Source organism: Eikenella sp., from assembly GCF_057315495.1.
Map to the genome: position 1 here is coordinate 37,854 of NZ_DBHKXY010000038.1, position 22,012 is coordinate 59,865.

The 22,012-nt window shown below is 57.2% G+C and carries 18 protein-coding genes; 11 read left to right on the top strand and 7 right to left on the bottom strand.

Annotated elements, in window-relative coordinates; translation table 11 throughout:
- Nucleotides 1-3: 3 nt before the first annotated feature.
- Nucleotides 4-1,863: an ATP-binding protein gene (locus tag ACO6EE_RS06845; RefSeq protein ID WP_485960165.1), complete on the bottom strand. Its 1,860-nt coding sequence runs from the start codon at nt 1,861-1,863 to the stop codon at nt 4-6.
- A gap of 134 nt (nt 1,864-1,997) precedes the next feature.
- Here ACO6EE_RS06845 and ACO6EE_RS06850 point away from each other — a divergent pair, with 134 nt between their 5' ends.
- The 8 genes from ACO6EE_RS06850 (at nt 1,998) to ACO6EE_RS06885 (ending at nt 11,578) form a co-directional block, all read left to right on the top strand.
- Nucleotides 1,998-2,771, top strand: coding sequence for a BUD32 family EKC/KEOPS complex subunit (locus ACO6EE_RS06850; protein ID WP_485960166.1), 774 nt, complete (start codon nt 1,998-2,000; stop codon nt 2,769-2,771).
- Nucleotides 2,772-2,873: 102 nt separating this feature from the next.
- Nucleotides 2,874-3,989 (top strand): phospholipase A, encoded by a 1,116-nt coding sequence (locus tag ACO6EE_RS06855; protein WP_485960167.1) that lies wholly within the window; start codon nt 2,874-2,876, stop codon nt 3,987-3,989.
- Between the two features lie 542 nt (nt 3,990-4,531).
- Nucleotides 4,532-5,785, top strand: a complete 1,254-nt coding sequence (locus tag ACO6EE_RS06860; RefSeq protein WP_485960168.1) for a M48 family metallopeptidase — start codon at nt 4,532-4,534, stop codon at nt 5,783-5,785.
- A gap of 275 nt (nt 5,786-6,060) precedes the next feature.
- The gene (locus ACO6EE_RS06865) at nt 6,061-7,698 is read left to right on the top strand and encodes a SulP family inorganic anion transporter (protein ID WP_485960169.1); all 1,638 of its coding nucleotides are present in this window, start codon (nt 6,061-6,063) and stop codon (nt 7,696-7,698) included.
- Nucleotides 7,699-8,112: 414 nt separating this feature from the next.
- The gene (tig, locus tag ACO6EE_RS06870) at nt 8,113-9,417 is read left to right on the top strand and encodes a trigger factor (protein ID WP_485960171.1); all 1,305 of its coding nucleotides are present in this window, start codon (nt 8,113-8,115) and stop codon (nt 9,415-9,417) included.
- Between the two features lie 96 nt (nt 9,418-9,513).
- Nucleotides 9,514-10,134: an ATP-dependent Clp endopeptidase proteolytic subunit ClpP gene (gene clpP, locus ACO6EE_RS06875; RefSeq protein ID WP_064084091.1), complete on the top strand. Its 621-nt coding sequence runs from the start codon at nt 9,514-9,516 to the stop codon at nt 10,132-10,134.
- A 420-nt stretch (nt 10,135-10,554) separates the two neighbouring features.
- Nucleotides 10,555-10,911 (top strand): SpoIIAA family protein, encoded by a 357-nt coding sequence (locus ACO6EE_RS06880; protein WP_485960173.1) that lies wholly within the window; start codon nt 10,555-10,557, stop codon nt 10,909-10,911.
- A 4-nt stretch (nt 10,912-10,915) separates the two neighbouring features.
- Nucleotides 10,916-11,578 carry an esterase/lipase family protein gene (locus ACO6EE_RS06885; protein WP_485960175.1) on the top strand — a complete coding sequence of 221 codons (663 nt, stop codon included), beginning with the start codon at nt 10,916-10,918 and terminating at the stop codon, nt 11,576-11,578.
- Nucleotides 11,579-11,703: 125 nt separating this feature from the next.
- On the opposite strand, the gene ACO6EE_RS06890 is transcribed toward ACO6EE_RS06885, so the two are convergent.
- Complete coding sequence (locus tag ACO6EE_RS06890) at nt 11,704-12,234, bottom strand: inorganic diphosphatase (protein WP_003824323.1); 531 nt, start codon at nt 12,232-12,234, stop codon at nt 11,704-11,706.
- 396 nt (nt 12,235-12,630) lie between these two features.
- Here ACO6EE_RS06890 and glmM point away from each other — a divergent pair, with 396 nt between their 5' ends.
- The 3 genes from glmM (at nt 12,631) to ACO6EE_RS06905 (ending at nt 16,425) form a co-directional block, all read left to right on the top strand.
- The gene (gene glmM, locus ACO6EE_RS06895; protein WP_485960176.1) at nt 12,631-13,962 is read left to right on the top strand and encodes a phosphoglucosamine mutase; all 1,332 of its coding nucleotides are present in this window, start codon (nt 12,631-12,633) and stop codon (nt 13,960-13,962) included.
- Between the two features lie 27 nt (nt 13,963-13,989).
- On the top strand, nt 13,990-14,670 hold the full coding sequence (locus ACO6EE_RS06900) for a DedA family protein (RefSeq protein ID WP_067441394.1): 681 nt from the start codon (nt 13,990-13,992) through the stop codon (nt 14,668-14,670).
- Nucleotides 14,671-14,784: 114 nt separating this feature from the next.
- Nucleotides 14,785-16,425: an FAD-dependent oxidoreductase gene (locus ACO6EE_RS06905; RefSeq protein ID WP_485960177.1), complete on the top strand. Its 1,641-nt coding sequence runs from the start codon at nt 14,785-14,787 to the stop codon at nt 16,423-16,425.
- Nucleotides 16,426-16,669: 244 nt separating this feature from the next.
- Here ACO6EE_RS06905 and ACO6EE_RS06910 read toward each other — a convergent pair whose 3' ends face one another.
- From ACO6EE_RS06910 to ACO6EE_RS06930, 5 genes are all read right to left on the bottom strand, one after another.
- A complete protein-coding gene (locus ACO6EE_RS06910) occupies nt 16,670-17,407 on the bottom strand; it encodes a hypothetical protein (protein ID WP_485960178.1) in 738 nt (245 codons plus the stop codon).
- A gap of 157 nt (nt 17,408-17,564) precedes the next feature.
- On the bottom strand, nt 17,565-18,176 hold the full coding sequence (locus ACO6EE_RS06915) for a phosphoribosylanthranilate isomerase (protein ID WP_485960179.1): 612 nt from the start codon (nt 18,174-18,176) through the stop codon (nt 17,565-17,567).
- A 12-nt stretch (nt 18,177-18,188) separates the two neighbouring features.
- On the bottom strand, nt 18,189-18,434 hold the full coding sequence (locus tag ACO6EE_RS06920) for a glutaredoxin family protein (protein ID WP_485960180.1): 246 nt from the start codon (nt 18,432-18,434) through the stop codon (nt 18,189-18,191).
- A 10-nt stretch (nt 18,435-18,444) separates the two neighbouring features.
- The gene (truA, locus tag ACO6EE_RS06925; RefSeq protein WP_485960182.1) at nt 18,445-19,254 is read right to left on the bottom strand and encodes a tRNA pseudouridine(38-40) synthase TruA; all 810 of its coding nucleotides are present in this window, start codon (nt 19,252-19,254) and stop codon (nt 18,445-18,447) included.
- A gap of 422 nt (nt 19,255-19,676) precedes the next feature.
- Entirely contained in the window at nt 19,677-21,758 is a 2,082-nt protein-coding gene (locus ACO6EE_RS06930) for a FimV/HubP family polar landmark protein (RefSeq protein WP_485960183.1), read from the bottom strand.
- Nucleotides 21,759-22,012 lie beyond the last annotated feature (254 nt).

The window sequence follows — 22,012 nt, forward strand, 5'->3', positions numbered from 1 at the left end:
TGGTTAGCTGAAATCGCCGGGAATATGCAGGCGCACTTCGGTGCCGCTGCCGGGCTGGGAGCGGATGCTGATTTCCGCGCCGATTTTTTCCGCGCGCTCGTGCATCACGCTCAGGCCGATATGCTGGCCGGGCTCGGCTTCGGCGTGGTTTTCCGGGTCGAAGCCCTGCCCGTCGTCGCGCACAGTCATGGTGAAGCCCTCGCCGTTTTCCAGCAGCACTTCAGCCTGCTGCGCGGCGGCGTGTTTGCGGATGTTGGACAGGGCTTCCTGCAAAATAAACAGCGCCTGTGTTTGCTGCTCGCTGTTGAGCGGGCAGTCGCCGCCGCTAATATGCAGCACCACGGGGATGCCGGCTTGCTTGCGGCTGCGCTCGATTACGCTGCGCACGGTTTCGGCGAAGTTGCCATATTGCGGTTTGGCGCGGAAATGGTCGAGCAGTTCGCGCACGTCTTCGTAGCAATATTGGATGCCGTCGCGAATCATCTCGATATTGTCGCGCACAGATTTGTCATCCGGCAGCAGTTTGTTTTTGCTGAGCATCTGAAAGCGCATATTGATGAACGACAGCGACTGCGCCAGGCTGTCGTGCAGGCTGCGGGCAATGCGGCTGCGCTCTTCCAGCACGGCGTTTTGCTGTTTGAGCAGGGTCATGGCGGCGTTTTCGCGGGCAATACCCAGCTGGGTGCACAATAAGCGCATCAGGCCGGTGTTTTGCGCGGAAAGCAGCGGCACGGTTGGCTTAGACAGAGCCAGCCAGCCTTGGAAACCGCCCAGGGCATAAATGGGCACCAGCGCCACCAAAGCGCCCTCTTCGCCCTGCATCCACACCATATTGCCGGCTTCTCCTTCCTGCTCGGCAGTGTGGGTGTGCGGCAGGCGTTCGGCCAAATCCTCCGGCAGGCCGAGGGCGCAGGCGGCGGCAAAGCCTTTTTCCGCCTGCCAGAAAATGCCGCCGCCCCCGCTGTGGGAAAGGCGCAGCATCCGCTCCAGAAAGGCTTGCTCCACTTCGCTGCTGAAGCTTTGCTTGTGCAGGTAGGAAGTAACGTAATACAGCATTTCCCACTCGCTTTTCTGGCGCGAGAGGGCAGCGGTTTTCTCGGCTACTTTGTCTTCCAGGTGGGCATACATTTCTTGCAGGTTGTCGGCCATGCGGTTGAAACCGTCGGCCACGGCTTCGAATTCGTCGCCGGAATTCGGGCCGGCGATTCGCGTGCCCAAGCGGCCGTGGGTGATTTGGTTCATGGCTTGATACAGCGTGCCGAGCGGGCGCAACACCACTTGCCGCAACAGGCGGAAGCTGACGGCGGCGGAAAGCAGAATCAGCAGCATCAGCCCGATGCGCCCGCCGCGCAGCCAGCCGATGCTGCGGGTGTTTTGCTCTTCCAGCAGCCGGGCATAAGTGTCGATGCCGGTGTGCAGGCGTTCGGCCTGTTCCAACAGCGCGGCGGTGTCCGGTTTCGCAGCGGTTTGCAGCATGGCTTCGGTGTCGCGGCGCACCTGTTCGAGCTGGAGTGAGGCCGGCTCATCCCACCAGCTGCAGCACACGGCATGCTGGCGGCTGGCTAGCCCCTTGAGCGTATCTTCCACCTGCCGTGTGGTCAACCGCACGCCGGGATGCTGAACAGCAGCTAGGGTGAGGTGGTGGAGTTGGTCGTTCAGCCGTCCGGCCTGGCGGATGGCGCCCGCCCGTTCTTCCAGCCGCCAAGTGGCCACCACCGTCATCGACACAAACAGCAGCAAGCCGACCGCCCACAGCAAAATCGCCGTGAGCAGCCGCGCCGACAGGCTGCGCCGCAATGCATTCTGCGGCGGCAGGCTACCTGAAAACAGCGGCGTTTCGCTGGAAACGATGTGTTTGGGCATGGCGGGCAATCGGATGAATCAATATCAAACGGGTATTATAGTCGCTTTCCGAAAGAGACTACCTGAAAACAGCGCGCCAAAACCGTTTCGCTATATTTCGCTATATAATGCCGCTTTCCTTTCTCCGCACAGCCATGAACTACGCCGCCCAGCTGGCCGCCCTCGCGGCCGCCCAAACCGAAACCATTGCCCGCCACCGTTTAGACAACGGCGAAACCGTATGGTTGCGTAAAGCCGCCCCGCGCCAAGCCGCCTGGCGTTACAGCCTGCTCAACGGCCTGGCCAAAGTGTGCCGCTTGGGCGTGCTCACCCCGGTGCCCAACCCCGGTGGCGAAGCCGGCATCGCCATTGAGGCCGGCCGCCTGCGCGAGCTGGCCGAAGCCGGTATTACCGCGCCCAAACTATTGGCCGTGCAGGACAATGCCCTATTGATGAGCCATGTGGGCGAGCAAACCCTGCTCATCGCCATCGAAAAGCAAACCGAAGCCGGCAGCCTTGAAGGCTGGCTGCAAGGCCTGCATGCCATCGAAGCCGTACACCGGCAAAACCAATTCCTCAGCCAAGCCTTCGCCCGCAATATGGTGCTGACCGAAACCGGCGGCATCGGCTTTATCGACTTCGAAGACAACCCCGCCACCGTGCTCAGCCTGCAGCAGTGCCAAGGCCGCGACTGGCTGTGCTACCTGCAATCCACCGCCGACATCCTCCTGCGCGGCGGGCTGCTCGACCAGGCAGCCGAACATTGCGAAGCCTGCCTGCAAAGGCAAAATCCCGCTATAATCCGCACCTTGCTCCGCAGCGTGCGCCCCATTTTGTGGATGCGCCGCATCCAATCCGAACGCTGGGGCTGTGACACCCTGCGCCTGGCCGCCCTGGCCGATTTGTTTTATCGCATGGGCGAAATCTGACGCAGGTTTTCAGGTAGCCTTTAATCGGCAACAAGAAGGCTACCTGAAAGCCGCGCTATTTTTCAGGTAGCCTTAAAGCTTACGTTTCCCACCCCGACCATCATGCAAATATCCCGCCTCCCCCTCATCGCCGCCGCCCTGTTGGTTTCCGCCCACAGCGCCGCCCAAACCCAAGCCCCCGCCGGCGCCCTGGCCTGCACCCAAATCAGCGACCCCGCCGCCCGCCTCGCCTGCTACGACCGCAGCATGGGTGCACAGCTGCCGCCCACCCAACCGCTGCCCGAGCCCGACGAAACCAAGGCCACCATCGATATCCAACAAAGCATCGAGCAAAGCCGGGCCGAGAGCACGCCCAAAGTGGTACTCACCGAAGCCCCTGCCGCCCCCACCCAGCCGCAAGCCTTCAGCCCGCTCAGCCTCGCCTACGATTTAGACGTCAACCACGAATCCGGCATCCTCAGCGTGCGTGCCCACCGCCCGATCTACCTCCTGCCCGGCTGGTACAACAGCTCACCCAACCGCACCCCCTCCTCCCCCGAGCACACTTCCGCCATCCCCGAGCAGCAACGTCAAAACCATGTAGAAACCAAAATGCAGGTTTCCTTCAAAACCAAGCTGCTACAAGACCTGTTCGGCACCAATGCCGACCTCTGGTTCGGCTACACCCAAGTTTCCCACTGGCAGGTATATAAAGGCTCCATGTCTTCCCCCTTCCGCAACACCGACTACGAGCCCGAAATCTTCCTCACCCAGCCGGTGAAAGCCGACCTGCCCGGCGGCGGCAGCCTGCGGATGCTCGGCATCGGCGCCACACACCAATCCAACGGCCAAAGCGACCCACTCTCCCGCTCCTGGAACCGCATCTATGCCATGGCCGGCATGGAATGGGGCAAACTCACCGTGGTGCCGCGCCTGTGGTGGCGCATCCCCGAAAAAAGCAGCGACGACGACAACTCCGACATCAACCGCTACATGGGCTACGGCGATTTGCAAATGTATTACCGCTTCAACGACCGCCAAAGCCTCGGCGCCCTTGCCCGCTACAATCCCGCCAGCGGCAAAGTCGGGCTGCAGCTAAACTACACCTTCCCCATCGCCGGCCGGCTCAAAGGCTATGTACAGACCTTCCACGGCTACGGCGAAAGCCTGCTCGACTACAACCACAAACACAACAGCATCGGCCTGGGCGTGCTGCTAAACGATTGGGATGGTTTCTAAACCGCACGCTGGTTTTCAGGTAGCCTTTTTATCCAAACAGGCTACCTGAAAATTTAATGAATGATTTAGCGCATAAACCACCATAAAATACCGACACTCCCTTTCAAATCCGTACCTAGTCTGAATCCTGAGTAAATCAGTATATTTAATTTTCGTTTTAGTTTCATGCCGCTAGCATTTTACATTCACACTTGCTTACAATCAGGAAAAAGCAGGTTAAATCATAGTATTAGCCTTGCCTTCCCTACTAAGGCGGCCCTATAATTTGTTCTGTTGAGTGGTCAGGGATGACTGCTTAACAAGTTTCTCCTCTATTTCTCCTTTGTAGATTTGGCGCATATTCAATATGCGCCGCTTTTTTTGCCTGCGTTTACCGCATAAATCTTCCCGATACCTGGCACATTCAAATCTGAATTAGCCAAACAAATCATTATTTCAAATAAACACTAGCCGACCACATATTCCATATCTGCCAACTGGCACCATAGCCCTGCGCCAGAAATCGCACTATACTGCCGCCCGTTTTCCACTCGGAGCAGCCCATGTCCGCCACCGTGTTTTACCTCTTTCTCGGTTTCACCGCCTTTTCCACCCTGCTGCAACTGCTGCTCTCTTTGCGCCAGAGCCGCGCCGTGCTGCTACACCGAGGCCGCGTGCCGCGCGATTTTAAAGACGTGGTTTCGCTGGAAGAACACCAAAAAGCCGCCGACTACGCGCTGGCTAAACAGCGGTTTTCGCGTTGGCATATTCTGTATGAAACCTTGCTGCTGCTTATGTTTACCCTTGGCGGCGGGCTGAACCTGCTGGCAGAGACAGCCAACTGCCTTGCCGACTCGCCGTTAAACCAAGGCGTGCTGTTGGTGGTGCTTTTTTCATTGGCCAGCAGCCTGTTCTCCCTGCCCTTTGCGCTCTACCGAAGCTTCCGGCTGGAAGCGGCATTCGGCTTCAACAACATGACTTTAGGTACTTTCTTTGCCGACCAAATCAAAGGCCTGCTGCTGGGCGCGGCCATCGGCATTCCGCTGCTGTATGCGGTGATTTATCTGATGGGCGCAGCCGGAAATGCGTGGTGGCTGTGGGTGTGGCTGTTGTGGCTCGGTTTCTCGCTGCTGATGCTGTGGGCGTTTCCCAAATGGATTGCCCCGCTGTTCAACCGCTTCGAACCGCTGGCCGATGAAGACTTGCAACAGCGCATCACCAATCTGCTCACGCGCACCGGCTTTGCCAGCAACGGCATTTTCGTGATGGACGGCAGCAAGCGGAGCGGCCACGCCAATGCCTATTTCACCGGCCTCGGCCAAAACAAACGCATCGTGTTTTTCGATACCCTGCTCAAAGATATGCAGCCGCAGGAGGTGGAAGCTGTATTGGCACACGAACTGGGCCATTTCAAACACCGCCATATCGTGAAGCAAATCGCCGTGCGCTTCCTGCTCGCACTCTTGGTGCTGTTTGCGCTCGGGCAAATTATCCACTTTGCCGCCGTGTATCACGGCTTGGGCGTGGCCTACCCCAGCCATGCTATGGCGCTGCTGTTAATGATGCTGGTGCTGCCCGTGCTCTCCTTCCCCTTTGCCCCGTTGGGCAGCTTTTCCTCACGCCGCAACGAATTCGAAGCCGACCGCTTCGCCGCCACACACACCCACGCCGAAGACCTGATTTCCGCGCTGCTCAAGCTCTACCGCAGCAATGCCGCCAGCCTGGTGAACGATCGCTGGTATGCCCGCTGGTACGACAGCCACCCCAACGCCCGCGAACGCATCGCTGCCCTGCGGCAGGGCGGGCAGGCTAGCTGAACGCCTAGGCTGCCATAGCAAAATAAAGGCTACCTGAAAATGCTGGCTTCACTCAGCGAAAGTTTCAGGTAGCCTGACCGCATCGGCCTATCCACTCAAATTAATGGGCTGCCTATGCAAACACCCAATCTATTTTTAATAACGCAGCATCATCTCCACACCATTCAAACCGGATTACTACAAACAAAGGCTACCTGATAATCAGCTAGCCTTTGTCATTCCCATCTCACAAGCGTACAATTCACATATTTTTACAGAAGCACGCGGAATCAAACATGATTGCTTGGATAGAAGCCCGCCGCGCCGGTTTGCTTGGCCGTGCCCATTGGGCGAATAATATTGTGGCCGGCATTATCGTGGGTGTGGTGGCGCTGCCGCTTTCCATGGCCTTTGCCATCGCCACCGGCGTGAAACCTGAACAGGGGATTTATACCGCCATCGTGGCCAGCGTGATTGTGGCCGTGGCCGGCGGCTCGCGCGTGCAGATTGCCGGCCCCACCGGCGCATTTATCGCCATTCTCTCCGGCATCACCGCCAAATTCGGCTTCGACGGCCTGCAAATTGCCACCGTCCTCGCCGGCATCATGCTGTTGCTTATGGGCTTATTCCGCTTCGGCGGCATGATCCGCTTCATTTCCATGCCAGTGATTATGGGCTTTACTGCCGGCATCGGCGTGGTGATTTTTGTGGGGCAATGGGCAGCATTTTTCGGCCTGCCCAAAGCAGGCGGCGAACATTTCCACCAGCAATTATGGTCGCTACTGCAAAGCCTGCCTCATCTTCACCCAGCCACCACCGCGCTGGGGCTGTTTTCACTTGCGTTGTTGCTGTTGATCCCCAAAGTGCCGCTGCTGCGCCGACTACCTTCGCCGATGTGGGTGCTGCTGTGTGCCACCATGCTGCAAAGCCTGTTCCATTTTGAAGGCGTGGCCACCGTCGGTTCGGCTTACGGCGCTATTCCGCGCGCCCTGCCACATTTTTCCCTGCCCAATTTTGCAACAGCCGAAACTGCCAAACTAATTCTGCCTGCCTTCACTATCGCCATGCTCGGCGCAATTGAATCGCTGCTCTCCGCCGTGGTGGCCGACGGCATGGCCGGCACGCACCACAGCGCCAATCAGGAGCTAGTTGGCCAAGGACTGGCCAATATCATCACACCGTTTTTCGGCGGGTTCGCCGCCACCGGTGCCATCGCCCGCACTGCCACCAACATCCGCCAGGGCGGCAACAGCCCGCTGGCCGGTATCGTTCACGCCCTCACACTGGCGCTAATCCTGCTCGTGGCCGCGCCGCTGGCTGCCGATATTCCTTTGGCCGCACTGGCTGCCATCCTGTTTCAGGTAGCCTGGAACATGAGCGAGCCCAAACGCTGCCTGCACATCCTGCGTCGTGCTCCGCGCGCTGCCTATATTTTGTTTCTCATCACCTTTTTCCTCACCATTTTGGTGGATTTGGTGGTGGCGGTGAACATCGGCGTGATTTTGTCCACCCTGCACTTTATCGGCCAAATGGCCAAAGCGGTGGAAGTGCGCAAGGAAGAACACAGCCGCGATGCCGCCGCCTTGCCGGATAACGTGCTGATGTTTATCGTGAACGGCCCCTTCTTCTTCGGCGCAATGGAAAAATTCGAAACCACGCTGGCCGATATCAACACCCAGCCGCGCGCCGTGGTGCTGCGGATGCGCTGGGTGCCCTATATCGACATCACCGGCATCCTCACCCTAGAACGCGTTATCAGTGGCCTGCAAAAACGCAGTATCCGCGTTATCGTTACCGGCGCCAATGAGCAAGTACGCGCCAGCCTGGAGCGCAGCGGCATCGTTACCCTGCTCGGCAAAGGCAACTTCATCCGCGAATTCGACGACGCTGCCGCCATGCTGCGCGCGGAAAGCAAGGAAAGTTCGGCAAGTTGATGGAATACCAAACAGGCTGGCTGAAAAGCAAAAATTGCTGCTTAACTTTCAGGTAGCCTGCCACGCCCCCTGTGAGGCTGCCTGAAAACAAAGCAACTCCTTCATGTTAGCGGCAAAGCCTCAAACCAAACTGGCTCAAACAAAGGCTACCTAAAACTCAAACCCAGTTTTCAGGTAGCCTATCCTTTAGCATCCTCCCATTTTCCACCAGCCTCACACCCGTGCTAAAAAGGCTACCTGAAACCCGTTTCCCCACATAAATTCCTCAGCCAAATACTGCCTGCGCCATCAAGTTATGATACACTTGCGCCTTTCGTTTACGGCCGGTGCGGAAAAACATGCCGGCCAAGTGCAAACTTTTCCGAGCAGGCATCCGCCTATCGGCTTGATTAACACCAAAACAAGGTCTTACGAATGAGCGTAACTATTGAAAAACTGGAAGGTCTCGAACGCAGCCTGCAACTGGAACTGCCTTGGGCAGACATCGAAGCAGCCGTACAAAAACGCCTGCAAGCCACTCAAAAACGTGCCCGTGTGGACGGCTTCCGCCCCGGCAAAGCCCCGCTGCGCATGATTGAATCCATGTATGGCGCGAGCATCCGCGATGAAGTTTTAAACGACAGCCTACGTCACAAATTCGGCGAAATCGTGGATTCCGAAGACATCCGCCTCGCCGGCCTGCTCGCTTTCGATGCCGTTGAAGCGCAAGACGACGAAAAAGTATTCAAAGTAAACGCCCGTTTCGAAGTATTCCCCGAAATCACCGTGGGCAGCCTGGCCGACCAGGAAATCGAAAAAGTGGTGTGCGAAGTGGGCGAAGCGGAAGTGGAAAAAACCATCGACATCCTGCGCCGCCAGCGTACCCGCTTCAACCGCGTGGAGCGCGAAGCCAAAGACGGCGACCGCGTAATCATCGATTTTGCCGGCACCATCGACGGCATCCCCTTCGAAGGCGGCTCCGCACAAAACTACCCCTTCATTCTCGGCCAAGGCCAGATGCTGCCCGAATTTGAAGCCGGCATCCAAGGCATGAAAGAAGGCGAAACCAAAGACGTGAGCGTAAGCTTCCCTGCCGACTACCACGGCAAAGAAGTGGCCGGCAAAACCGCCGTATTCGCCATCACCCTGCGCAACGTGGCCGAAGCCGTGCTGCCGGAAGTGGACGAACAATTCGCCAAAGCCTTGGGCATTCAAGACGGCGACGTAGCCAAAATGCGCGAAGAAGTGAAGAAAAACATCGAACGCGAAGTAACCCGCCGCGTGGAAGCACAAACTAAAGACAACGTGATGAAAGCCCTGCTGGACGTTACCCCCATCGAGCTGCCGAAAACCCTGGTGCGCGAAGAAACTGCCCGTATGGTTGCAAACGCCCGCCAAAACCTGGTGAACCAAGGCATGAAGCCGGAAGATGTAGATTTGTCCGACAGCCTGTTTACTGAACAAGCCGAACGCCGCGTGGCACTGGGCCTGATTTTGGCAGACATGGTAGGCAAGCACAATCTGCAGCCGACCGACGACCAAGTTAAAGCCGTGGTACAAACCTTCTCCGAAAGCTACGAAGATCCGCAAGAAGTGATGGATTGGTACTTCGCCGACCGCAGCCGCCTGGAAGGCCCGATTTCTATGGCCGTAGAAGCCAATGTGGTGGATTACGTGCTGGGTCAGGCCAAGGTAAACGAGAAAAAACTGAGCTTCGACGAAGTGATGGGCCAGCAATAATTCAGGCTACCTGAAACTCGTTGCAAACAAAGCACCAAGGCCGTATCCGCCGAGGTGCTTTTTGCCCAATGATCCCTTATAAACGCGAGGAAACCCATGAATCCCACAATCGAAAACAACTATCTGGTGCCCACCGTTATCGAGCAAAGCGGCCGCGGCGAGCGCGCCTTCGATATTTACTCCCGCCTGCTCAAAGAGCGGATTATCTTCCTTGTTGGTCCGGTAAACGACCAAACTGCCAACCTGGTGGTGGCACAGCTGCTGTTTTTGGAAAGCGAAAATCCCGATAAAGATATTTTCCTCTACATCAACAGCCCTGGCGGCTCGGTTTCTGCCGGCATGTCGATCTACGACACCATGAACTTCATCAAGCCCGATGTGTCCACCCTGTGCCTCGGCCAAGCCGCCAGCATGGGCGCGTTCCTGCTGTCTGCCGGTGCCAAAGGCAAACGTTTCGCCCTGCCCAACAGCCGTGTGATGATTCACCAGCCCCTAATTAGCGGCGGCTTGGGCGGCCAGGCTTCCGACATCGAAATCCATGCCAAAGAGCTGCTCAAACTGAAAGCCAAACTCAACCAGCTCTTGGCCGAACATTGCGGCCGCACGCTGGACGAACTCGAACGCGACACCGACCGCGACAACTTCATGTCGGCCGAAGAAGCCCAAGCCTACGGCCTCATCGACCAAGTATTGTCCAGCCGCAGCGATATCAAATAACCATCGGCTTAATCTATAGCAAGCCAAATTGACTTTTCGATACAAGGTGGTGAGCCGCAGACAGTACAGAAGTACGGCAAGGCGAACCAACGCTGTAGCGAAAATTAAGTTGGCTTGCCATAAAAAGGCTACCTGAAAGCAAACCAAGTAAACTTTCAGGTAGCCTTTTTGCCGCCCGCATACAGCGCATTCATTGCGGCAATATAGTGAATTAACAAAAATCAGGACAAGGCGGCGAGCCGCAGACAGTACACACGTTACGGCAAGGCGAGGCAACGCCGTATTGGTTTTTGTTAATTCACTATACAAACTCATGCCATAGCAGTTTGCCGGTAATTTCACTATAATCAGTAAGCACCCACAACGTGCCGGTATCACTCCCACCCCTCGCGGGAAACCCATCTCAACAGGAGTTCTGCCATGATTTCCATCCGCCAGCAAAACTACGGCCTCAACGTTGCCCTCTACAACGAATTCACCCTTGAAGACTTCAAAACCCTCGAAGCCGCCATCCTCGAGTGCCTCCAACGCGTGCACCGCCCCGACATCCTCCTCGACCTATCCCTGTTGCGTGACTACACCATCGACATGGCCGCCGAACAACTGCGTTTCCTGAACAACCACGACAACGACTTCGGCCGCATCGCCATCGTCACCAACGACCTCTGGATACGCCTCTCCGCCCACATTTCCAGCCTGCTCACCCGCCAGCATCCCAAACACTTCAACGATGCAGCCGAAGCCCAGCAATGGCTGCTTGCCGACGGCAGCCGCTAACACCATGAGCCAGCCACAAACCCCGCTGCGCGCCCTCCTGCTGCACGGCATCCATATGTATGCCTGGGTGATGCTCCCGCTTGCCTGGCAACTGCGCCGCCATAATATCCACAGCCGCTGCTTCGGCTACTACAGCATCGCCCAAACCCTGCCCCAACACAGCCGCCGCCTCGCAGAAGCCGTCCGCCGCCACTACCAACAGCACCAAGAACCGCTGCACTTCATCTGCCACAGCCTCGGCGGCCTCGTGTTGCGCCGTTTCGCCGACGACTACCCCGAACTGGTGCGCGGCCGCAGCGTTACCCTCGCCACCCCGCATCTCGGCAGCGAAACCGCCAACCGGCTGCACCGCTACGCCCCCGCACTTATCGGCGGCGCCTACCAAAACGGCCTAGACGGCAATCTCCCGCCCTGGCCGCCCCAGCTCGAACTCGGCTGCATCGCCGGCAACCATCAGTTAGGTGTCGGCCAAATCGTCGGCTTGCAAGGCGAAGGCGACGGTACTGTCCTCCTCTCCGAAACCCGCCCCGCCAACTGCCGCGACTACCTCGTCCTACCCGTCAACCACTCCGCCATGCTCACCGACCCCACCGTCGCCCGGCAAACCGCTCACTTCCTGCGCCACGGCCGGTTTGAGCACAAAGTGGAAGAACACAACAAACCTTAAGCCGACACCGGCCGGACTCTAGCCCCAATCAGGCTACCTGAAAAGTAGAAACCCGCTGTTCTCTTATCCAGAACAACGGGTTTCTACTTTTCAGGTAGCCTTTTTAGCTAACCGCTAGCACAAGGTTATTGTGCTTTCCAACGAGCTTGTGATTCGCGGATAACGGCTTTGGCTTCTTCAATGTCGCCCCAGTGGCCAACTTTGGTGCTGCCGGGTTTTTTCAGGTCTTTATAGTGATTGAAGTGGAATTCGATTTGCTTGATCAGCTGAGGCGGCAAATCGGCCAACGTCTTGATGGCATTGCCGTTGTGGCGGTCGTCGGCAGGCACCACCACTACTTTGTCGTCCACTTCGCCGTCGTCTACAAATTTCATCACACCAATCACTCTAGCTTCCATGTAGATGCCGGTTGGCAGCGGTAGATCGGTAATAATCAGGGCGTCGAGTTCGTCGCCGTCTTCATCGAGGGTTTGCGGGATGAAGCCGTAGTTGGTCGGTTTGGCGAAAATCTGCGGCTCGATGCGGTCGAGTTTCATCGCGCCGATTTTGCGGTCCCATTCGATTTTCTGGTTGGAGCCTTGCGGAATTTCCACTACCACGTTGATGATGCCGCCGTCTACATCGCCGGCGTCGAGAATTTTATTGAAGTCTGCCATGGTTTTTCCTTCTGTGCTTGAACGGTTTGAAAGGTCTGATTATAGCGGCCATCGCTGGCATAATCTATATATAGCCGTTCTAAACGGGCAATAATCCCACCTTAGCCTGCTTCGCTGTAACACATGCACCATTCAGGCAAAGGCTACCTGAAAGCAAAACTTCAACTAATCAAAATGTAGTGCGAGTTTCTGCACCGCTCTAATTTTTCAGGTAGCCTTTGGGCTGGGTATAACCTTCATTGCCGAATGCTTTGCCGCCTACTGATTGCCACCACTCAAATGCCTTTTCCGCTGTAGGTTTGCCCGATTTAACCGCCGCAATGCTGGCATAAGAAGGAGTGCTGCTTTACAATTCGCTCATTAGGCCTGCAAGCGGCTACTACAAAGGATTTCACGATGGCAAAAAAATATTTCGGCACCGATGGCGTGCGCGGCGAAGTGGGCAAATTTCCGATTACGCCCGATTTCGTATTGAAGCTGGCCTATGCCGCCGGCCAAGTGCTGACCAAGCACGACGACGAAATCAAGCCCACCGTGCTCATCGGCAAAGATACCCGCATCTCCGGCTATATGCTGGAAACCGCGCTAGTGGCCGGTTTCACCGCTGCCGGCGTGAATGTTATCCAAACCGGCCCGCTGCCCACCCCGGGCGTGGCCTATCTTACCCGCGCGCTGCGCCTCTCTGCCGGCGTGATGATTTCCGCCTCCCACAACCACTATGCCGACAACGGCATTAAATTCTTCACCGAAGACGGCATGAAGCTTTCCGATGAAATCGAGCAGGAAATCGAACAACAGCTGGAGCAGGAAATGCACACCGTTTCCTCCGACCACCTCGGCCGTGCCAAACGCGTGAGCGGCGCAGACGACCGCTACATCGAATTTTGCAAATCCACCTTCCCCGCCAATATGGACTTACGCGGGCTGAAGCTGGTGGTGGACACTGCCAACGGCGCCGGTTATCACGTGGCGCCCAAAGTGTTCCACGAGCTGGGCGCAGACGTGATCGAAATCGGCAACCAGCCCAACGGTTTCAATATCAACCACAAATGCGGCGCCACCTACACCAAAACCCTGCAAGCCGCCGTGCTGCAAAACGAGGCCGACTACGGCATTGCGCTCGATGGCGACGGCGACCGCCTGATGATGGTGGACAAACAAGGCAAAGTGTACGACGGCGATTCGCTGATTTACGTGATTGCCCGCGCCCGCCATAAAGCCGGTTCGCTGGTTGGCGGCGTAGTCGGCACGGTGATGACTAACATGGCGATGGAGCTGGCCTTGGCGCAGCTCAAAATCGAATTCTGCCGCGCCAAAGTGGGCGACCGCTATGTGTTGGAACAGCTGCACCAACACGACTGGCAGCTGGGCGGCGAAGCCAGCGGCCATATCCTCTGCCTCGACAAACACAACACCGGCGACGGCACCATTGCCGCCCTGCAAGTGCTGGCTGCGCTGCAAACGCTGGATCAGGATTTGGCCGCCGCCGTAGATTGGCTGCCCTTCCCGCAAACCATGATTAACGTGCGCATCAGCAAAGGGCAGGATTGGCAAACTGCCTCCGCTGCCGAGCTGCAGGCCGTGGAAGCCGAATTGGCCGGACACGGCCGCGTGGTATTGCGCGCCTCCGGCACCGAGCCCGTGGTGCGTGTGATGGTGGAAGCACGCGACACCAAACTTGCGCAACGCTGCGCCGAACGCATTGCCGACAGCATCCGTCAAAAATAACAGCAACTCACAGGAACACCCACAACCATGCTGGACATTCTAGAAGCCCTGTTCACCCAATACGGCTATGCCGCCGTATTCGTGGTGCTGGTTGCCTGCGGTTTCGGCATTCCCATTCCAGAAGACATCACCCTGATTGCCGGCGGCGTGATTTCCGGCCTCGGCCACAGCAATGAACACATCATGGTGGTGGTGGGCATGATCGGCGTGCTCACCGGCGACGGCATGATGTTCCTGCTCGGCCACTTCTACGGCGACCGCATCCTCAAAGCCCGCTTCGTCAAACGCCTGATGCCGCCGCAACGCTACCTGCAAGTGCAGGAAAAGTTCGACAAACACGGCAGCTGGGTATTATTCGTGGCCCGTTTCCTGCCCGGCCTGCGCACCCCCATCTTCATCACCGCCGGCATGAGCGGCCGAATCTCATTTTGGCGCTGGCTGATTATGGACGGCCTCGCCTCCCTGATTTCCGTGCCCGCCTGGGTATATCTCGGCCACTACGGCGCCGCGAACAAAGACTGGCTGCTCATGAAAGCCCACCAGTTCCAGCACATCCTTTATGTGATCATCGGCATCGGCGCACTGGTGCTGTTCTACTTCTGGCAGCGCAAACGCCGCCGCAGCCAATTTTTCCATGCCAAACTGCAGGAGATGCGCCAAAAACGGCAGGCCGAACGCAGCAAACAGCAAAATCGGCCTACCGAATAAAGCCGCACCACATCTTGTTTTCAGGTAGCCTTTTATTCATAGAGGCTACCTGAAAACATATAAACCATTAGACTTCTGCCCGCCACCGGCCTACCCCTCAAGGCTACCTGAAACATGAAACTCACCCGCCGCCAACTGCTCGGCAGCGCCGCCGCCCTCACCGCCGCAGCCGCAGCCTCCCGCCTAGGGCATCAATACCTCCACCGCCTGCCTCCCGTGCGCATCCACCGCATCGGCCTGCCCTTCGGCCACGAGCTGCGCAACGGCCAAGTTTCCCTTGCCCCCCAATCCGAACACCGCTGCCACACCCTCATCCTCGGCAGTGGCGCCGCCGCCCTCTCCGCCGCCTGGCACCTGGCCAAACACGGCCAACGCAACTTCCTTCTCGCCGAAGGCATCGAGCGCAATGGCAACAATGCCGCCTATGTTTCAGGTGGCCTCTCCGCCCCCTCTGGCGCACACTATTTAGCCCTGCCCTCACAGGAAAGCGTGTATGTGCGCCAACTCTTATCCGACCTCAGCATCCTGCTCGACGGCATCGATCAGCCCGAGCCCCTGTATCGCGAAATCGATTTGGTTTACGCCCCCGCCGAGCGCCTGTATTACCAAAACCGCTGGCAAGATTCCCTGCTGCCACAAGAAGATGCCGACAGCCGCCGCTTCCACGCCCTCATCGAAACCCTGCGCCGCGCACACGGCCGCGACGGGCGCAAAATCTTCGCCATCCCCATCGCCCATTCCTCCACCGACGAAGAATGGCGCCGCCTCGACCAAACCACCTTCGCCGTCTGGCTCGAAAAAGAAAACTACCGCTCCCCCAGCCTGCTCTGGTATCTCGACTACTGCTGCCGCGACGACTACGGCCAAGGCATCGCCCAAGTATCCGCCTTCGCCGGCCTGCACTACTTTGCCGCCCGCGGCCACACCAACGAAGCCGTGCTCACCTGGCCCGAAGGCCTCGCCCACCTCTCCGAAGCCATCCGCCGCCACATCCGCCTGCAAAACCTCGACAGGCTACCTGAAACCGCCGAACTCACCTTTGCCCAGCCCACCGCCATCAACGCCTCCGCCCTGCAAATCAGCGAAACCGATGAAGACGTAGCCGTTATCCTGCGCCACAACCAAAGCGGCCACACCGCCCTCATCCGCGCCCAAAACGTTATCTGCGCCATGCCCCTGATGATTGCCGCCCGTATCATCGCCCAGCCCCAGCGCTACGGCTTCTCGCTCAATCTGCCCGCCTACGCCCCCTGGCTGGTGAGCAATTTCGTGCTCAACGGCTTCCCCCGCGAAGCGCAACGCAGCGAATTGGCGTGGGACAACGTAGTGCACGGCACTCAAGGCCTCGGCTACGTTGTGTCCACCAACCAGCTCATCCGCACCGCCAAACCCGAACACACCATCTTCACCGCCTACGCCGCCCTCAACCACGACAGCCCGCAAAGCATCCGCAGCTGGCTGCTCAACGCCGGTGAAGCCGAGCTGCTCGAACACGCCGCCCAAGACCTCCTCCAAGCCTACGGCCCAAGCTTCTGGCCACACGTCGCCTCCGTAGACATCAGCATCCGCGGCCACGGCATGAGTGTGCCCACCCCCGGCTACCTCACCCAACCCACCCTGCTCCAACTGCGCCAGCACCACTCCCGCCTCACCTTCGCCCACAGCGACCTGAGCAGCTACTCCGTGATGGAAGAAGCCGTTTACTGGGGCGTGGAAGCCGCCGAGAAAATCCTGCACCTCTCTGCCCGAGCATAGGAAAAGGCTAGCTGGAACTCGTTTGTTGGGTTCAGCTAGCCTTTCAATATGCTCACAAACGGATATAACAACTGCCCCTACAATATTTCAGGTAGCCTGCCACGCGGGGGGCTACCTGAAACATAAGATGGGAAACCAACCGGCAATATTGCCATATCAGCATTTCAATTGAATACCAGCAGCAGACTTACATAGAAAAGGCTACCTGAAATTTCAGGTAGCCTTTGGTTCTATTACGGCAGGTTTATTTCAAATTGATATATGGGTGAATATCCACCGCAGTCATGACCTCTTTAAACTCAGAAATCGGAGGGCTGTTGTCCACAAACTCAAAACGATATTTGCCATAGGGCAAGTCGAAGCAGTCCACCCCGTCCTGATAGGCAAGGTTTCTGGGGTTATCCGTGTTATCACCGTGGGAATAAAAAACTTTTTCCATTCTGCTGAGATTGGTATAGTTTTTACGGAAAAAGACCTTTTCACCAAACCAACCTTGGCGGTAGGCGGTAACTTGGAAAGTGTAATATTGGCGGTAGAAGGTTTCGGGAGCCAACCCGCCTATAGCACTGCTTTCTAAGCTATAACCGCGGAAAACCTCTTGCTTGGCGAATTCTCGCTGGTCTCTATCGCTTAACCCCCTTTCCAGATTAGGGCCGTACAATTTGGTTTGGCCATCAATAAACTCCGTTCGCATGCCGATGCAATACTTATGTTTAATATAGCTGCGCACTTCCAAATTCAGCCGTTTACCCTGCCCCAGAGGGAAATCGGTATAATTAGGCGAAGAGTCTGTGGCATATTTTATTCCAGCCATAATCAATAGCCGTGGTACTTCACAACTAACCAAACCATAAGCCACCAGCACAAACAAAACCACCCAGCGCAAACCGCGCCGGTGGCGTTTCAGGTAGCCTTTCAGCTTGCCGACAAAAGTTTGGGGCTTGGCAAGCTGCTGCTCGGGAAACAGGGGGGTTTTATGCACGCGGTTACTCCTGTGGAGTTCTGAAATATGTTTTATGCATCATCATAATCCTGCCAAAGACAGGATGCAAATCAGCCCACCTAAGGTTGTCTGCAAAGAAAAGGCTACCTGAAAACAAAACTGGAGTTTTCAGGTAGCCTTCCCTTTCCCGGCCAATCTACCCACGCGCCTTCTGGATAAAATCTGCCATCAAATCACGGCTCTTAATGCCGGGCGCCTGCTCCACCCCGCTGGACACATCCAGCCAAGCCGCGCCGGTTTGCCGCACGGCGGCGGACACATTGTCCTGGTTCAGCCCGCCCGACAAAATCCACGGCAGCGGCATGGTGTCGGGCAGCAAGCGCCAATCGAACACCTGCCCCGTGCCACCATATTGCCCTTCAATATGCGCATCCAGCAGCAAGGCGGCGGCATCGGCATAGTGTTCGGCCGCCTCAGCAATATCCTGCGCCGATTGCACCCGCACGGCTTTCCAATAGGGCTTGCCGAACTGGCGGCAAAATTCGGGCGCCTCGTCGCCGTGGAACTGCACAATATCAATCGGCACTGTACCCAGAATCCGGTGGATCTGCTCGGCCGATTCGTTCACAAACAGCGCCACTTTAACCACCTGCGGCGGCAGCGCGGCAACAATTTCGGCAGCCTGCGCCGCATCCACACAGCGTTTGCTTTTGGCATAAAACACCAAGCCGACCGCATCGGCGCCCAATTCGGCAGCGGCCTGCGCGTCTTGCGGCCGGGTGAAACCGCAGATTTTGATTTTAGGCATCGGGTTTTCCTTTCAGGTAGCCTTTGCGTTTTGCAGCACTGCCAGCAATTTGGTTTCATCCAAATGCCAATGGCAGATTTCTTCGCCCCCATGCAGCAGCACCGGCACGAGCTCGTTATACCGTGCTTCCAGTTCCGGATCTTCATCCACATCAAACACCTGCAACTCAAAACCATACGCTGCCTGATACGGCTGCAGGGCAGCGCGCATCTGGTGGCACAGGCTGCAATATTCGCGAAACATTAAAGTTAAAACCATCTGATTTTCCTTACCAATCGGGCAACAGCCAGGCGGGCGGCGGCGGTGTGGCCACACCGAACTGCGGCGGGTAGTCGATGCCGGTGAGATACAGCCCGTCGGGCATAAACGTGGGCGGTGCGAGCTTGCGGCTGCGGGCGGCCAGCAGCCCGGCAAAACCATCCACACTCAACTTACCGCAGCCCACATACACCAGCGCGCCCATCAGGTTGCGCACCATGTGGTGCAAAAACGCGTTGCCGTGGAAATCTACCGCCATCAATTCCGGTGTGCCGCACACAGCCACACGATATAAGGTTTTCATCGGCGATTTAGCCTGGCATTCGGCAGCGCGGAAGCTGGAAAAATCGTGCTCGCCCACCAACAGCGCGGCAGCTTGGCGCATGGCGGCCATATCCAAGGCATAATGTGTCCACCCGGCACGCCCCACCAACAACGGCGAGCGCACCGGCGCCGACTGCAACAGATAACGATACCGCCGCCCGCAGGCATCGAAACGGGCATGAAACTCCGGCGCCACATCCTGCACCCGCCACACGGCCACGCCCTCGGGCAACAATGCGTTCACTCCGCGCACCCAGGCCTGATCAGGCCGCTGCGCGGCAGAATCGAAATGCACCACCTGCGCGGTGGCATGCACGCCGGTATCGGTGCGCCCGGCCGTTACCACGCTGATGCGTTCCTGCGCCAATTCGCTCAAAGCAGCTTCCAAGGCGCTTTGCACGGTGGCAATGCCGTCTGCCTGCTTCTGCCAGCCGAAAAAACGGCTGCCATCGTAGCTAACAAACAAGGCACGGCGTTTGATGGGAGATGGATTCATGTTTTTTCAAATTAATTGGTTTTTTAGTGGTTTAAAACCTAAGAATGGGACAAGACGGTGAGCCGCAGATCGTAACGATAGTGCGGCAAAGCAAGCCAACGCAGCAGCATTCTTAATTGTAATTCACTATAGCTCCGTTGCAGCCATGTTTTCAGGTAGCCTGCATATTGGGAAAGGCTACCTGAAAATCAGATAACGGTATAACTGGGCTAGTCAGCATGCTTACGCCAGCGGAATGCTGTGTACAGCAGTTTTACGCCTGCCTTCTGACTGCTCGCTATGAGCCAAAGCCAGCCTACTCCTTTCAGGTAGCCACGATATTGCCTTGAGAAGGCTACCTGAAAACGGAAACAACGCCGGCAAAAGCTGCCCCGTATAGAAAAACCCGGGCGGAACTGCCCGGGTTGCTGTGGCTAGTTGGATTACTGGCCGATGTCATTCAACAATTGCTGTGCCTCAGCCTGAATGCTGCTGCCTTCTGATTCGTTAATCAGTTCCATCAGGGTCTGACGGGCAGTGTTAGCATCGTCGATTTCCAGATACATTTTAGCCAGTTCCAATTTGGCTTCCAGCGCCTCTTTCGGCAGCGGACCAGCGCTAACCGGCTCCGTATATACCGAAGCGGGCTGGCTAACTTCCACCGGCGCGGCTTGAGCTGGGGCAGCCGGAGTGCTGTCAAAGTCCAAATCAAAATCCATCACATTGGATGCGGCAGCAGGGGCAGCGGCTTCTTCAGCTACGCTGCTTACGCTTTCAGTCTCCAAGCTCGGAGCTTCGAAGGAAATGGTGTTGTCCATTTCCGGCACTGCCGGCTGGGCAGGCTCTGCCACTTCAACGGCAGCCGGGGCTTCTGCTTGGAAGGTTTGGGCAACTGGAGTTTCATCCAATACCCAATCTAACTCTTCCGGAGCAACCGGCGCGGCCTGAGGCTCAAGCGCGGGCTGGGCAGGGGCTTGAGCCGGAGCAGCCGGCTCTTCAACAGCAAAGTCCAGCCATTCGTCATCCGAAGCAACAGGTTCGGCAGCAGCAGGAGCAGCCGGGGCAACTGGTGCTGCGGAGGGCTGTTCGGATTCCTCCAACCAGCTCCAATCATCGGCTGCAGCCTGCTGGGCGGCAGCTTCCGTGCTGGGGGTGCTGCCCAGCTGCTGCTGTTCGTCCAAGTGGCTCAAATCCAAGCCCAAATCCTGTTCGCTTACCGTTGCAGGTTGCGCTGCGGCAGGGGCAGCCGGCTGACTAACCGGTGCAGCGGCAGCGGGAGCAGCCGGAGCAGCGGAAAGGTTATCGGAATGGTCGGTTACGCTTTCAAAATAGAGACCATCATCGTCATCATCCGCATGATCATCACCACGGGCGGGAGCTGCGGTCTTACGGCGGCGGTTCATCAAGAGATAAGCCAAACCACCCAAGGCCAGCAGGCCACCACCACCGTAGAGGGCCATCTGAGTGATGTCCATACCCTCTTCTTCCATCGGCGGAGTTTCCACCATGGGCGGAGCAACCTCAACCGGAGGTGTTTCTACCACCGGCTCAGACACCATCATATTGGAAGCCTGCTCTGGCAAGCTGGCACCCATATCGGGCAACGCGGCAGAAGCCGGTGTCTCAGGAGCCACATCGCTAACCATGGGCGGAACGGCAGGCGGCTCTTTGGCCGGCTGCTGAACCGGCGGCTGGGCAGGCTGTTGCGGCTGAGGTTGAGCCTGTTCAACAGGCGGTGCGGGAGGAGCAGGCGGAGTAACCGGCGGAGTCGGTTGGGTTTCCACTGTTGGCTGTTGGCGTGCCAGAGCGGTATCGGCTGCCGGGCGCTCTTCCTGTGCACGAGTGCTTACACGGCGCGGCGGATTGTGTGCCAAACGGCGCAGAGTATCGCCGTCAGGGATAGTAAGGGTAGCACCGCGGTACATCAAATCAGGGTTGCCATTGCGGAACGCACGGGGGTTGGCAGCCACCAAGGCATTGATGGTTTGACGCAAAGTCATACCAGACGGTTTAACGCGCTGTGCAATATCCACCAGCAATTCGCCGTCTTTAATCTGATAGCTTTCTCCAGTAATCTGCACCGGCGCTTCGCGGCGATCAGCAGCGCGGCGATGCCGCCTAGATTCAGCAGAATGGCGACGACTCGGCTCAGCTTCAGCACGGCGTTCGCGGCGCGAACGGGAGCTGTCGGGAGCAGACTGATAATCGCGGGGATCCAACATAGCGGTATATTGGTGGTTTTGATTGCCCACACCCAGCCAGAACGTCATCACTGGCTCTTTAATCGGCGCATTAGAACGCAGGTGGATAACGGCACGGTCGCCGCTACGGCGAGATACCGTGGCTTGCAGATTGGCACCATTGACGGTGGGTCTGGCTGAAGCCAACGCACGCGCCTCGTCGCCTGTTACCACCACTGTAGCAGAAAACGGCTCGTTCAAGCGCGACTGAACCTGCAAACCACCCAAAGCGGCATGCGCACCAACAGAGGCTACCAAACCCAGGGAAGCCGCAATCAGCTTCATTTTATACTGCTTACAAAACATTAAATCCCCCTTACAACCTAAAGTCATGCACAGCTAACCTTCTGAACCAACAGAAAAATACAGAGCCAAGTAAGCAAAATTCCAGCCTGAAAGCGGCAGTTGTGCAACGGATTAAAATCTCTAAACCTAGGTATCATATCGTTTATTTCCTATTTATGCCAAGCCATTTCTGCTATTTAGCCCGATTTTCTATACAGGAATGAAACATTTTTAATTATTTAACAGACTCCCTA

Coding starts and splice junctions, on each gene's coding strand:
- ACO6EE_RS06845 (WP_485960165.1), bottom strand. CDS start 1,863: ATGCCCAAACACATCGTTTCCAGCGAAACGCCGCTGTTTTCAGGTAGC.
- ACO6EE_RS06850 (WP_485960166.1), top strand. CDS start 1,998: ATGAACTACGCCGCCCAGCTGGCCGCCCTCGCGGCCGCCCAAACCGAA.
- ACO6EE_RS06855 (WP_485960167.1), top strand. CDS start 2,874: ATGCAAATATCCCGCCTCCCCCTCATCGCCGCCGCCCTGTTGGTTTCC.
- ACO6EE_RS06860 (WP_485960168.1), top strand. CDS start 4,532: ATGTCCGCCACCGTGTTTTACCTCTTTCTCGGTTTCACCGCCTTTTCC.
- ACO6EE_RS06865 (WP_485960169.1), top strand. CDS start 6,061: ATGATTGCTTGGATAGAAGCCCGCCGCGCCGGTTTGCTTGGCCGTGCC.
- tig (WP_485960171.1), top strand. CDS start 8,113: ATGAGCGTAACTATTGAAAAACTGGAAGGTCTCGAACGCAGCCTGCAA.
- clpP (WP_064084091.1), top strand. CDS start 9,514: ATGAATCCCACAATCGAAAACAACTATCTGGTGCCCACCGTTATCGAG.
- ACO6EE_RS06880 (WP_485960173.1), top strand. CDS start 10,555: ATGATTTCCATCCGCCAGCAAAACTACGGCCTCAACGTTGCCCTCTAC.
- ACO6EE_RS06885 (WP_485960175.1), top strand. CDS start 10,916: ATGAGCCAGCCACAAACCCCGCTGCGCGCCCTCCTGCTGCACGGCATC.
- ACO6EE_RS06890 (WP_003824323.1), bottom strand. CDS start 12,234: ATGGCAGACTTCAATAAAATTCTCGACGCCGGCGATGTAGACGGCGGC.
- glmM (WP_485960176.1), top strand. CDS start 12,631: ATGGCAAAAAAATATTTCGGCACCGATGGCGTGCGCGGCGAAGTGGGC.
- ACO6EE_RS06900 (WP_067441394.1), top strand. CDS start 13,990: ATGCTGGACATTCTAGAAGCCCTGTTCACCCAATACGGCTATGCCGCC.
- ACO6EE_RS06905 (WP_485960177.1), top strand. CDS start 14,785: ATGAAACTCACCCGCCGCCAACTGCTCGGCAGCGCCGCCGCCCTCACC.
- ACO6EE_RS06915 (WP_485960179.1), bottom strand. CDS start 18,176: ATGCCTAAAATCAAAATCTGCGGTTTCACCCGGCCGCAAGACGCGCAG.
- ACO6EE_RS06920 (WP_485960180.1), bottom strand. CDS start 18,434: ATGGTTTTAACTTTAATGTTTCGCGAATATTGCAGCCTGTGCCACCAG.
- truA (WP_485960182.1), bottom strand. CDS start 19,254: ATGAATCCATCTCCCATCAAACGCCGTGCCTTGTTTGTTAGCTACGAT.
- ACO6EE_RS06930 (WP_485960183.1), bottom strand. CDS start 21,758: ATGAAGCTGATTGCGGCTTCCCTGGGTTTGGTAGCCTCTGTTGGTGCG.